This window comes from Thalassospira profundimaris WP0211 (genome assembly GCF_000300275.1).
Taxonomy (GTDB): Bacteria; Pseudomonadota; Alphaproteobacteria; order Rhodospirillales; family Thalassospiraceae; genus Thalassospira; species Thalassospira profundimaris.
Genome location: NZ_AMRN01000001.1, coordinates 1 through 13,505, shown reverse-complemented (window position 1 = coordinate 13,505; position 13,505 = coordinate 1). Strand labels below are relative to the sequence as shown.

Annotated in this window: 11 protein-coding genes; 10 read left to right on the top strand and 1 reads right to left on the bottom strand. The window is 56.3% G+C overall.

The annotated features are described in order from the left end of the window. The first annotated feature begins 24 nt into the window (after positions 1-24). From pstC to phoB, 5 genes are read left to right on the top strand one after another with little or no spacing between them, the layout of a single operon-like run. Positions 25-1,404 (top strand): phosphate ABC transporter permease subunit PstC, encoded by a 1,380-nt coding sequence (pstC, locus tag TH2_RS00055; RefSeq protein ID WP_008888336.1) that lies wholly within the window; start codon positions 25-27, stop codon positions 1,402-1,404. Beyond that, entirely contained in the window at positions 1,397-2,746 is a 1,350-nt protein-coding gene (pstA, locus tag TH2_RS00050) for a phosphate ABC transporter permease PstA (RefSeq protein ID WP_008888335.1), read from the top strand. Before pstC ends, pstA begins: the two co-directional genes overlap by 8 nt. Position 2,747: 1 nt before the next feature. Beyond that, entirely contained in the window at positions 2,748-3,551 is an 804-nt protein-coding gene (pstB, locus tag TH2_RS00045) for a phosphate ABC transporter ATP-binding protein PstB (protein ID WP_008888334.1), read from the top strand. Positions 3,552-3,573: 22 nt separating this feature from the next. Beyond that, complete coding sequence (gene phoU / locus TH2_RS00040; protein WP_008888333.1) at positions 3,574-4,296, top strand: phosphate signaling complex protein PhoU; 723 nt, start codon at positions 3,574-3,576, stop codon at positions 4,294-4,296. A gap of 17 nt (positions 4,297-4,313) precedes the next feature. After that, on the top strand, positions 4,314-5,012 hold the full coding sequence (gene phoB, locus TH2_RS00035; protein ID WP_008888332.1) for a phosphate regulon transcriptional regulator PhoB: 699 nt from the start codon (positions 4,314-4,316) through the stop codon (positions 5,010-5,012). Between the two features lie 80 nt (positions 5,013-5,092). Here the strand turns inward: phoB and TH2_RS00030 are convergent, their stop codons facing one another. Next, positions 5,093-6,841, bottom strand: coding sequence for a cation:proton antiporter domain-containing protein (locus TH2_RS00030; RefSeq protein WP_008888331.1), 1,749 nt, complete (start codon positions 6,839-6,841; stop codon positions 5,093-5,095). A gap of 266 nt (positions 6,842-7,107) precedes the next feature. Between TH2_RS00030 and TH2_RS00025 the strand changes: the two genes are divergently transcribed. From TH2_RS00025 to TH2_RS00005, 5 genes are all read left to right on the top strand, one after another. Continuing rightward, positions 7,108-8,070, top strand: a complete 963-nt coding sequence (locus tag TH2_RS00025) for a calcium/sodium antiporter (protein ID WP_008888330.1) — start codon at positions 7,108-7,110, stop codon at positions 8,068-8,070. Between the two features lie 332 nt (positions 8,071-8,402). Then, complete coding sequence (locus tag TH2_RS00020) at positions 8,403-9,173, top strand: SDR family oxidoreductase (protein ID WP_008888329.1); 771 nt, start codon at positions 8,403-8,405, stop codon at positions 9,171-9,173. A 100-nt stretch (positions 9,174-9,273) separates the two neighbouring features. After that, positions 9,274-9,714, top strand: coding sequence for a dihydroneopterin aldolase (gene folB / locus TH2_RS00015; RefSeq protein WP_008888328.1), 441 nt, complete (start codon positions 9,274-9,276; stop codon positions 9,712-9,714). A gap of 477 nt (positions 9,715-10,191) precedes the next feature. Then, positions 10,192-12,129, top strand: a complete 1,938-nt coding sequence (gene uvrC, locus TH2_RS00010) for an excinuclease ABC subunit UvrC (RefSeq protein ID WP_008888327.1) — start codon at positions 10,192-10,194, stop codon at positions 12,127-12,129. A 160-nt stretch (positions 12,130-12,289) separates the two neighbouring features. Continuing rightward, positions 12,290-13,505, top strand: a 1,216-nt coding sequence (locus tag TH2_RS00005; protein WP_238538627.1) for a uracil-xanthine permease family protein, incomplete at its 3' end; no start/stop codon positions are given.

Genomic DNA, 13,505 nt, shown 5'->3' with positions numbered 1-13,505 from the left:
CATCTGGCGAACGGATCTCAAATAATGTCCCTGTCTTTCCTGTTGCTCGCGGTTGCCGCACTTTGCGCGCTGTCCTTTTATTTCGGACGCCAGCGGGCTGTTGCCCTTTCTGGTGGCCGGCACAGCAATCTTCATTCCTTGCCGGTTCACTACGGGGCCTACACAGCAGCATGGTGCGGGCTTCCCGCGCTGTTTTTGCTTTTGATCTGGTACATGTTCCAGGGCTCGGTGATTGAAGCCCTGATCGTGTCGGACCTGCCGCAGGAAGTAGTTGGTGACTCCGGTCGTCTGTCGCTGGCGCTCAACAGCATTTCCCAGATCGCCGCCGGTGGCGGTGAACATCTCACCGTGTCGCCGGAAATTGTTGATGCCGGGCGCAGACTTGCCAATTTGCAAACCATCGCCAATGCGGCGCTGGTGGTTGTCATGCTGTCGGTTGCGCTTGCCGGTCTTGTCCTGTCCTATCGACGGATTGAAGCGGATATGCGCGCGCGCAACAATGTTGAACGCATCTCGCGCGCGATCATGATTGTCTGTTCGGCGATTGCGATCCTTTCAACGGTCGGCATCGTGTTTTCACTGATGTTCGAAACCCTGCATTTCTTTAGCAAGATCAACCCGCTCGACTTCCTGTTTGGTCTGGAATGGAGCCCGCAAACCGCGATCCGTGCCGATCAGGTGGCGTCCGAGGGGGCGTTTGGCATGATTCCGCTGTTTGTCGGTACCTTGCTGATTACGCTGATTGCCATGTGTGTCGCGGTGCCGGTCGGCCTGTTTTCGGCCATTTATATGGGCGAATATGCCGCGCCTAAATTTCGTGCTGTTGCCAAACCCGCACTTGAAATTCTGGCGGGCGTGCCAACGGTTGTCTATGGCTTCTTTGCCGCGCTCACCGTGGCACCGTTCTTGCGCGACAATGGCGCGATGCTCGGCCTCGATGTCAGTTCGGAAAGTGCGCTGGCGGCCGGTCTTGTCATGGGCATCATGATCATTCCGTTTGTGTCCTCGCTGTCTGATGACGTGATGTCGCAGGTGCCGAAATCGCTGCGTGACGGGTCCTATGCATTGGGGGCGACCAAATCGGAAACCATCCGGCAGGTGATTTTCCCGGCCGCCTTGCCCGGTATTGTCGGGGCGGTTCTGTTGGCCGTTTCGCGGGCGATTGGTGAAACCATGATTGTTGTGATGGCCGCTGGTCTTGCCGCGAACATGACGGTGAACCCGCTTCAGGCGGTGACCACTGTTACCGTGCAGATCGTGACGCTTCTGGTCGGCGACCAGGAGTTCGACAGTGCAAAAACCCTCTCGGCCTTCGCGTTGGGGCTGGTTCTTTTCCTTGTCACCTTGGGGCTGAACGTATTTGCCCTCAAGGTTGTTCAGAAGTATCGCGAGAAATATGACTGATATGGCATCTCTTATGGAAGACAGAGCTGCGGCCAAAGTGATCTCTGACAATCTGCGCAAGCCGGTTGACTGGGACAGCCCGAAAATCGCCCGTAACATCAAGAAACGTTACGCGGCCGAACGCCGCTTTAAAAGCTATGGTCTGGTTGCGATCTGTTTGGCGCTGCTGGCGCTTTGCACGCTGGCACTCTCGATCGGCTCTAAAGGCTACAGCGCCTTTTACCAGACCTATGTCCAGCTCGAAGTGACCTTTGATCCGGCTGTGATCGATCCGGAACGGACCGGCGATCCCGACGTGATCGGGCGCGCGAACTTTGATGCTCTGATCAAACAGGCGCTGCGTGATCGGTTCCCGGATGTGACCTCGCGCAGTGACAAGCGTGATCTCTATGGCATCGTTTCAGGCGGCGCATCTTATGATCTGCGCGAACGGGTTCTCGAAAATCCGAGCCTGATTGGCCAAACGCGCACCATCTGGCTGATCTCGGGTGATGATTTCGACATGCTCAACAAGGGCTATATCGATCCCACCGTTGATGAAGGCGACCGTCGCCTCAATGACAAGGAAGTCGCTTGGTATAACGAACTGGTTGCGGCTGGTGCGGTGGAAAAACAGTTCCACACCCGCTTCTTTACCAGTGGCGATTCCCGCGAACCGGAACTTGCCGGTATCTGGGGGGCGGCTGTCGGCTCGTTCTATACCCTGCTTGTGACCCTGGCATTGTCCTTCCCGATTGGCGTTCTGGCCGCGGTCTATCTTGAAGAATTCGCGCCCAAGAACCGCTTCACCCAGATTGTCGAGGTTAATATCAACAACCTGGCCGCGGTTCCATCCATCGTGTTTGGTCTGCTGGGGCTTGAGGTCTATCTCAATGTCATGCATTTGCCGCGCTCGGCCCCGGTTGTCGGTGGTTTGACGCTGGCGCTGATGACTTTGCCGACGATCATCATCGCATCGCGTGCGGCGATCAAGGCGGTGCCGCCATCGATCCGTCAGGCCGCCCTTGGCCTTGGCGCATCACCGGTTCAGACCGTGACCCACCATGTCTTGCCGCTCGCCATGCCGGGCATTCTGACCGGCACGATCATTGGCATGGCACAAGCGCTTGGTGAAACTGCACCGCTTCTGATGATCGGGATGGTTGCCTTTATTGTTGATATCCCGGGCGGGGCGCTTGACCCGGCAACGGTTCTGCCGGTCCAGATCTATCTGTGGGCAGACAGCCCGGAACGTGCCTTTGTCGAGAAAACCTCGGCAGCGATTATGGTGTTGCTGGCCTTCCTTGTCCTGATGAATGGACTGGCTGTGTATCTGCGCAAAAAATTTGAACGGAAGTGGTAAAATGGCTGCTGTATCCCAGAGCGCAATGACGGCGGAGCCGTCGGTCGAAAACCCGAAAATGACCGCGCGCAAGCTCGATCTTTTCTATAGCGACAATCAGGCCCTCTATGAGGTCAACCTTGATATCCCCGAACAGCAGGTAACCGCACTGATTGGTCCGTCGGGCTGTGGTAAATCCACCTTCCTGCGGTGCCTGAACCGGATGAATGACACCATTGACGGTGTGACGATCAAAGGTGACGTTACCCTGGATGGTCGCGACATCTATGACAAGCGGATCGACGTGGTTCAGTTGCGCGCGCGCATCGGCATGGTGTTCCAGAAACCGAACCCGTTCCCGAAATCGATCTATGACAACGTGGCCTATGGCCCGCGTATTCATGGTCTGGTCAATTCGCGTGACGAACTTGATGAAATCGTCATGACCTCGCTCGAACGTGCCGGTCTTCTGAAAGAAGTCAAAGATCGCCTGCAATCGCCGGCAACCGGTCTTTCCGGTGGTCAGCAGCAGCGCCTTTGCATTGCACGCGCGGTTGCCGTCAGCCCGGAAGTCATCCTGATGGATGAGCCGTGCTCGGCCCTTGATCCGATTGCGACCGCCAAGGTCGAGGAACTGATAGACGAGTTGCGTTCGAACTACACGATCGTGATCGTGACCCACTCCATGCAGCAGGCCGCCCGTGTGTCGCAGCGCACCGCGTTCTTCCACCTCGGAAAGCTGGTTGAAGTCGGTGAAACCGATCAGATCTTTACCAACCCGAAGGACGAACGCACCAAGGGTTACATTACCGGCCGCTTCGGTTAAGCGACGCCAGGAGTACGCATAAATGGCTGATGAACATACCCATATCGTAAGTTCGTTCGACGAGGAACTGACCCGTCTGAACAACATCATTTCGCAAATGGGCGGGCTTGCTGAAAGCCAGCTTATTTCCTCGATCAGATCCATCGTCAAACGCGATTCCGAACTGGCCGAGAAAGTCATCCTGTCCGATCAGCGCATTGATGTGCTCGAACAGGAAGTCCAGGACTTTGCCGTCCGTCTTCTGGCCCTGCGTCAGCCGATGGCAGATGACCTGCGTCAGGTCGTCACCGCCCTTAAGCTGTCAAACGATCTGGAACGCATTGGCGATCTTGCCAAAAACATCGCCAAACGCGCGCAGGTGCTTAACCAGATCCCGCCGATCCGCCCGGTTCAGGCGATCCCGAACATGGCCAAGCTGGCCCAGGAAATCATCAAGGATGTCCTGGATGCCTATATCGAAAGCGACGCCGAAAAGGCCCACCGGGTCTGGGAACGCGATCAGGAAGTCGACGATATGTACAATTCGCTGTTCCGCGAATTGCTGACCTACATGATGGAAGATCCGCGCAACATTACCGCATCGACCCATCTGTTGTTCATTGCCAAGAACATCGAACGTATCGGTGATCACGCAACCAATATCGCCGAAACGATCTATTACCGGATCAAGGGCGAAGACCTGCCGGGGATTGACCGGCCAAAAAACGACGCAGCGAACTTCGCTGTTGTCGAACCGAATGACTGACACGGGAGCATAGGAAGATGGACCCAACGGTTCTTATCGTCGAGGACGAGGCAGCAATCGTAACCATGTTGCGCTACAACCTCGAACGCGAGGGGATGCAGGTTGTCGAAGCCGGTGACGGTGACGAAGCGTTGAAAATTCTGGCTGAAACCCATGTCGATCTGGTTTTGCTCGACTGGATGCTGCCGGTAATGTCGGGGATCGAGGTCTGCCGTCAGATCCGCCGCAAGCCTGAAAGCCGCGATTTGCCGGTGATCATGGTGACTGCGCGCGGCGAAGAGGGCGACCGCATTCGCGGTCTTGATACCGGTGCTGATGACTATGTCACCAAGCCGTTTGCCATTGGCGAGCTTCTGGCCCGTATCCGCGCACTTTTGCGCCGGTCCGGTCCGGCGCAACCACAAGGGCAGTTGATCTATTCCGATATCGAAATGGATCTTGCCGCCCACCGGGTCAGCCGCAATGGAAAATCGATCCATCTTGGCCCGACCGAGTTTCGTCTGCTGCGCTATTTCCTCGAACATCCGGGGCGGGTTTTCTCGCGCGAACAGTTGCTTAACGCGGTTTGGGGCCCGAACATCTATGTCGAAACCCGCACCGTCGACGTTCATATCCGTCGCCTGCGCAAGGCGCTCAATGACGTCAAGGGCACCCGCGATATCATCCGCACCGTCCGTGCTGCAGGCTATGCACTGGACTCTGAAACCGCCGCTTAAGCCGGTTTAGAGCCCGATCCGATTAAAAAACCCCCGCAGCGATTTGCTGCGGGGGTTTTTGTTTTAAGGGCGTAACGTCTTCAGGTTTCTTTCTTCGCCGGTTTGTCCGAACTTTCCGACCCTGACGGTTTGCGCTGCGGGCGCGGCGCCAGTTCGTTCATCAACAGCATGTCCGCACGGCGGAATTTGGCGATTTCGGCATCAATATCTTCCTGCGGCACGTCGCACGCGGCCAAAACGTGATCGGATAACCGCAACCCGGTTTCAAGAACCTCCGGGATGGCGGCATCCGCCCCGTGGCGCGACAGCGGCCCGATATGGGTGATGTCCTGTGCGCGGGCAAAGATCTTCAGATGCGGGTAATGCTGGCGCAAAAGGGCGACCGTCTTCTCGGTCGCATGCGGGTTCCCCATGGCAACAACCGCAATTTTTGCTTCATCCGTGTGCGCAGCCCGGAAAGTTTCCGGTCGCGACCCGTCGGCAAAGTAAACCGGAAGGCCTTCCGCCCGACCGCGTGAAACCTGCTGTGCATCACTATCAAGCACCAGGAACGGAATGTTGCGCGTCTTGAGCAACCGGGCCAGAACCCGGCCAACGCGGCCGCTTCCGATCACCAGAACATGCTGGTGAATGCCCTCTGACTCTTCGGCAATCTTGCCAAGCTGGTCTTCTTCCTTGGGATGAAGCTTTTCCTCGATCTTGTGACCAAGGCTGATCAGCGTCGGGGTCAGCGCCATCGAAATCGCCACCACCGGGATCAGCATCGCTGCCATATCCAGCGGCACGGCACCATTTTGCGCGGCCAGGGCAAACATCACAAAGGCAAATTCACCCCCGGCGGCCAAGCTCATCGCCACCCGGATGGCAAGGCCGGTTTCAAACCGGATCGCGCGCGCCAGAACGAACAAAACCGCCGTCTTGATCACCAGCAACAGCACCAGCCACATGACGATGGTGCCAAATTCGTTATAAACAACGTCGGCATCAACCGACATGCCGACCGACATAAAGAACAGCGACAGGAACACGCCGCGGAACGGTGAAATGTCGGCTTCGATCTGATGGCGGAACTCGGTTTCGGCCAACATCACCCCGGCGATAAACGCACCCAGCGCCATCGAAAGCCCGGAAACCTCAGTCAATGTGCTGGCGGCTAGCACAACAAACAGCGTGCCGATGGCAAACAGTTCCGGGTTCTTGAGCGACGCGATATAGCGAAACAGCCGCGGCAACACATAGCGCCCGACGAGTAACAACAACGCAACCGACCCAAACCCCAAAAGGATGCTCATCCACGGGCTGGTTTCCGTTCCGGCGTCACCAGCCGCCTGCACCATGATCAGGAACGGACCAACCGCCACGTCCTGCAATAACAAAATGGCAAGGGCCGCACGGCCAAACCGGGTATTGAGCTGCTTGTCATCGGAAAGCTGTTTGAGGATGATCGCGGTCGATGAAAGCGCAAGGGCACCTGCAATCACAAGGGCCGTCGGCAGCGGGAATTCCATGACAACCAGAAGCCCAAGAAGGGCTGCCATCGACACCAGAATTTGCAAAACTCCCAGACCGGCAAACCGCCCGCCAATCACCCGCAAACGATCACGCGAAAGCTCCAGCCCGATCATGAACAGCAGGAAAACCACGCCCAGTTCGGCAACCGTGGAAATGTCTTCGCGTTCGGAAATCAGGCCAAAGCCGAACGGCCCGATAAAGAACCCGCCAATCAGAAAGCCGATGATCGAATTCGCACGCAGCTTGTGCGCAATCGGCACCGCAATGATCGCGGCAGTCAGAATAAGAAACAGCTCAAACAGGACGCTGTGATGCATGGCGAAATTCGTTCCGGAAGGCGGTCAAATAATCAATGGGTATCAGGACCTAAATGCCTGAAAATAACGAGATTACAACGATAACGAAAATAACCCTGCCAGTCGTGGGTAAATTTGCGACATTGGCGAAATTCACGACCTAATCGGGCTGTTAAGGGCTGTGGCGATTGTCACCGCCTGATGACTTGCCATTCGCGCCGCCAAATGCCATCTTCCGCGGGCCCGACACAGGGCCGGTTTAATCGCTTTTGAAACGAGCAGATATTTTGGAACAGCTAATCCCCTATCTTCAGATCATCGCGGGCCTTGTATTGCTGACAGCAGGTGGCGAATTCATCGTAAGGGGGGCGGTTGGTCTTGCACTTTTGCTGGGCGTTTCCAAGGTGATCGTCGGTCTGACGATTGTCGCCGCCGGGACGTCAGCACCGGAATTTGTCGTCTCGCTCAATGCATCGCTCAAGGGCACGGCCGATATCGCCATGGGCAACGTTGTTGGCTCCAACATTGCCAATATCCTGCTTATTCTGGGTGCCGTTGCCTTGCTCAAACCCGTTGCTGCCTCGCGGGTCACCGTGGTGCGTGATGGCGGCACCATGTTGCTGGGCACGATCCTGTTTATTGCCTTTTGCATGTTTGGCGTGATTGAACGCTGGGCCGGGGCGGTGATGCTTTGTGTGCTGGCGGCCATCTGGTACTTCACCTATCAGCACGACAAAAATTCGCCCAGCGAGGCCAGTCACCTGCACGAAGAAGAAGTCGACGAAGTCGGCGAAAAGCCCAAAGGCTGGACCAGGCCGATCATCGCGACCGTCATCGGGATTGTGGCGCTGATGTTTGGCGCGGAATGGCTGGTTGAAGGCGGGGTCTCGGTCGCCCGACAGTTCGGCGTGTCCGAAGCCGTGATTGGCCTGACCCTTGTTGCCTTTGGCACGTCGCTTCCGGAACTCGCCGCATCGGTGGTTGCTGCCTTCCGCGGGCATTCCGATGTGGCACTGGGCAATGTGTTTGGCTCGAACCTTTTGAACCTGCTTGTGATCATTGGCGGTGTGTCGCTGATCGCACCGATCCCGGTACCTGAGCAGATCATGAATTCCGACATCTGGATCATGCTGGCGGTGACCGTGGGCTTGCTCGGTGTTGCCTATGCCATGCGCAAGATTTCGCGCATCACCGGTGTTGCATTCGTGATTGCCTATCTGGTCTATGTCTTCCAACTTGTCGTAGCATAAAGCATATTGCATCTAATCTGCCCCATTTTGCCGGGGAGAACCTTCTGTCCGGCGAGGAAAGGACCGCAGTACGTAGCGGGGCTACGTGCAAGGAGCTTGACGCTGCGGGGCGGAAGGTTGTCCCGGCCCGAAGGGTTTGTTTTTGGCGAGGTTTCGCGGCGTTACACCGTTTGACCGATGCACCGCATCGCTCTGCACGCTGTGCCTTGCCAAACGACACGCCAAAGACAAACAAAATGGAGCAGATTAGATGCAACATGCTTTAATCAGTTCAATCAGTTCGCGGGCCGTCTCATGACGGTCCGCACACTTTGCGAAGGATCGAGGCAACAATGACAGGTCAATTCCCGAAATCCGTTCTGATCACCGGTGCAGCAAAACGCATCGGTCGTGCATTGACCCTGGATCTGGCGCGCAACGGCTATGACATCGCCCTTCATTGCAACAGCTCGAAACAAGACGCCGAAGCTGTCGCCAACGAGGTCCGCGACCTTGGCCAAAAGGCCTGCGTTGTTTCGGCCGATCTGACCAACGAAGATGCAACCCATCAATTGGTTGCCGATGCGACCAGGCAACTTGGCCCGATCGGGGTTCTGATCAACAACGCCTCGACCTTTGAATTTGATGATGTGCAAACGGCAACCCGCGAAAGCTGGGATTTGCATATGGAAACCAATTTGCGCGCGCCGTTTATCCTCTCGCAGCAATTCGCAAAGCATCTGCCAGATAACTGTCAGGGCATGATCCTCAACCTGATTGATCAGCGTGTCTGGAACCTGACCCCGCATTTCATGACCTATACCCTGTCCAAAGCCGGGCTTTGGACCCTGACCCAGACGCTGGCATTGGCCCTTGCACCAAAAATTCGCGTCAATGCCATCGGGCCGGGGCCGGCACTGCCTAGTAGCCGACAAACACAGGAAGATTTCGACGCGCAGTGCGAAAAAACACCCCTGAAAATAGGGACAAACCCGCAAGAGATTTGCGACGCGGTTCGATTTTTCCTTGCCGCGCCGGCCATCACCGGGCAAATGTTAGCGCTTGACGGCGGGCAGCACCTCGATTGGGCGCCCAGTGGCGAAGAAGATGCGCCCAACGAATGATGCCCGGCAGTGATCGTTAAATCGCTGCCAGACATCGGGCCGGAATTGCGTGGTGATTTTTAAGGCACCCGCAACAAAGCAGCACAAGGAAGACCGGAATATGACCGCAGGCCTGAAACAGGATGCCAAAATTACGACATTGCCATTTGCCGATGTGCCCCATGCAGATCGTGCAGGCAACCTGCGCCGTGTCTTCGTGCGTGACATGATCATTCACACCTCCATCGGTGTTTACGAACACGAAAAAGAAGCCCCGCAACGTGTGCGCATCAATCTCGACCTTGCCGTACTCGAAGGCGACGGTGTTCAGAATGATGATATCACCACCGTGCTAAGCTACGAGGATCTGGTCGTCGGCACGCGCCGCATCTGCCAGGATGGTCATACCAACCTTGTGGAAACCCTTGGGGAAAAACTCGCTGACATGTGTCTTGCCGACCCGCGAGTCCGCAAGGTGATCGTCAGGGTTGAAAAGCTCGACGTTTTTGAAGACGCAGCTGCGGTTGGTGTGGAAATCGAACGCCACAATATCGCGCGCTGATCGATACGCAATTTCCCGAAAAAATTTACTTTTCCAGACGGCCAATCCAAGGGACTCTTTGATTCCTCTGGTGCGAATCGCATCCGTGCTTATTCACAAGCATCTGGCGAATATGATTCAAAGGAAAATATTCATTTTTTACGACTCTATTACCGAATGATTTCACGTTGACAGTATTTTTATTGTTTAAAATCAATAACTTAACTGTTTTGCTCAATAATTGTGCACTTCATAGAACGTTAAGACTCTCAAGGGGTGCAGGAAGTCACCCCCCGATTACCCACATAGTTATCCACAGTCTTGGTGGACATCTTTTTTGGCATGGCGATTCCCCTCGGCGCGGTTGCGATGTTAATCTTTTCAGCTATGTTTCAAATCGCGTTTGCCTGTGACGGCTGTCACAACTTTGAATGTATTTTAGACTCTGTTGCTCTGCACTTTAACCTCAACAGATTCTCCTGATCTCGGAGTGCCTTGATGAAGCCACCTGTTTCCCCCGAAAACCCGACCGGGGATGATGCCCCGAAACGGGAAATCGGTTTGTCGCTTGATGGTGATAAAATCGACGGCGGGGCAGCACGCGGGGTGGAGGCGATCAAAAATGCGCTGAAAACCATGCCGGGCTCGGCGGGTGTCTATCGCATGATCGATGACAAGGAACGCGTGCTTTACGTTGGCAAGGCCAAGAACCTCAAGAAACGCGTGGTCGCCTATACCCGCATCATGCAATTGCCGATCCGCATTGCTCGCATGGTGGCCCAGACGGTGCGGATGGAAATCATCACCACCCATACCGAGGCCGAGGCGCTCCTTCTTGAATCCAACCTGATCAAAAAGCTCAAACCGCGCTACAACATCCTGCTGCGCGATGACAAAAGTTTCCCCTATATCCTGATCACCGAGGATCACGACTATCCGCGCATCGTCAAACATCGTGGCGCACGCGCCAAGGATGGCAGTTGCTTTGGCCCGTTCGCCTCGGCCTGGGCGGTCAACAACACCATCAATCATCTGCAACGCGCCTTTTTGCTGCGCTCCTGCACCGACGGGGTGTTTTCCAACCGCTCGCGCCCGTGTTTGCTTTATCAAATCAAACGCTGTGCCGCCCCCTGTGTCGATCGCATTTCCAAACCGGAATATGACCAGCTTGTGGATATTTGCCGCGACTTTTTGACCGGGCGCAGCCAGAAAATCCTCAAGCAGCTCGAAGCCGACATGATGGATGCGTCTGAAAAGATGGAGTTCGAACAGGCCGCGATGTATCGCGACCGCATCCGTGCGCTCAGCCAGATCCGATCCCATCAGGACATCAACCTTGAAGGTGTTGAAGAGGCCGACGTCATCGCCCTTCATCAGGAAGGCGGGCAAAGCTGTGTGCAGGTGTTCTTCTTCCGCTCGGGCTCGAACTATGGCAACCGGTCCTATTTTCCGCGCCATGAACAATCGGCCGAAATCCCCGAAATCCTGTCGGCCTTTGTCGGGCAGTTCTATGCCGATAAACCGGCCCCCAAACAGATCTTCCTGTCGCACGAAATCGAAGGCCAGGAACTGGTCGAAAACGCGCTTGGCATCAATAACGACCGCAAGATCGAATTGCTCGTGCCCAAGCGCGGCGGCAAACGCAAACTGGTCGAACATGCGCTCACCAACGCCAAGGATGCCCTGGGCCGTCGTCTGGCCGAAAGTGCGACACAGCGCAAATTGCTTGAAGACCTTGCTGACAAGCTTGATCTCGAAAGCACGCCGGAACGGATCGAGGTTTACGATAACTCCCACACCCAGGGGACCAATATGGTCGGCGGCATGGTTGTCGCCGGACCCGAAGGCTTCATGAAAAACGCCTATCGCAAATTCAACATCAAGGGCGATATCGCGCCGGGTGATGACTTTGCCATGATGCGCGAAGTCCTAACGCGCCGTTTCGCCCGGGCCCAAAAAGAAGACCCGGACCGCGAAAACGGCACATGGCCGGACCTTTGCCTGATTGACGGTGGCTTGGGCCAACTTGGCGTGGCACGTGAAGTTCTCGAAGATCTCGGCATCGAGGACGTCATGCTGGTCGGTGTCGCCAAGGGGGTGGATCGTAATGCCGGCAAGGAAGTGCTGCACATCCCCGGCAAGGCCCCGGTGCGTCTCGATATGAAGGACCCGGTGCTCTATTTCATTCAGCGCCTGCGCGACGAGGCCCATCGCTGGGCGATTGGCACCCATCGCGCCAAACGCGGCAAACAGATGGGCAAAAGTGTGCTCGACTCAGTCCCCGGTGTCGGCGGTGCACGCAAAAAGGCACTGCTCCACCATTTCGGCTCCGCGCGCGGTGTGGCCGATGCCGGGCTCTCCGATCTTGAGGCCGTCGATGGCATCAGTGCCGCCTTGGCGCGCAAGATTTACGACCATTTCCACAGCAACGACTAAAAAAGCATCGGATGGCATCTTGCTTTTTGCTGCCCGTGGCGCGATACCCGGTACGCCCTGCCGCCCGGCGGGGCATTTTCGCGCGAAACGTCCATAAATAATCGGCTTGCCATAAATGCGATATTTTCCTTCCTGGTCTGTGACCCGGTCTTCCACAGTCATGCCTGATGAACGTCTGCCTTGGGGTGCTATGTTCCCGATGGGCTTGCAGCATCTTGTTGCCATGTCGGGGGCGACCATCCTTGGTCCGCTTCTGATGGGGTTTGATCCCAATCTGGCGATCCTGTTTTCCGGTATCGGCACCCTGATCTTCTTCATCTGCACGGCGGGCCGCGTGCCCAGCTATCTGGGCTCGTCCTTTGCCTTTATCGCGGTCGTCATTGCCGCCACCGGATATGCCGGATCGGGACCAAACCCCGATATTGGCGGGGCGCTTGGCGGGATCATTGCTGCTGGTGCGCTTTATGTCGTGATCGGTCTGATCGTCATGGCGACCGGCACCGGCTGGGTCGAAAAACTCATGCCGCCTGCGGTGACGGGGGCGGTTGGGGCGGCGATTGGCCTGAACCTCGCCCCGGTCGGGATCAATGGCATCACGGGCGATAACATGCATATGCTGGTCGCCCTTCTGACCCTGCTGTCGGTGGCCTTTGTCTCGGTCTATGCGCCGATTGCGTTGCGCCGGATTTCCATTCTGGTCGGCATCCTGGCGGGCTATGTGCTGGTGCTGGTTCTGGGCAATGGCTTTGGCCTGATGCCGGCGATTGATTTTACCGAACTCTCACAGGCCCCATGGTTTGGCATGCCATCCTTTGTCGCACCGCGCTTTGAAAGTTCGGCCATGTTCCTGATCGCGCCAGTGGCCTTCATTCTGGTGGCCGAAAACCTCGGTCATATCAAGGCGATTGGTGGCATGACCAAACAGAACATGGATCGTTATATCGGCCGTGGTTTTGTCGGTGATGGTCTGGCAACCATGCTGGCCGGATCGGGCGGCGGTACCGGTGTCACCACCTATGTCGAAAACATGGGTGTTATGGCCGTAACCCGGGTGTTTTCGACGCTGATCTTTGTCATTGCGGCGGTGATTGCCATTCTGCTGGGTTTCTCGCCGAAATTCGGCGCATTGCTGCACACCATTCCGGGCCCGGTTCTGGGCGGGCTTGGTGTCGCGGTCTTTGGCCTGATTGCTGCTGCCATGATCCGTTTGTGGGTCGATAACCGCGTTGATTTCTCTGATCCACGCACCCTGTTTACGGTTGGCATCACGCTGATCTTTGGCGCGGGCGACTTCACGGTCAATTTCGGTGGTTTCGCCATGGGCGGGATCGGCACGGCAACCCTTGCTGCCATCATCCTCTATCAGGCGCTCAGCA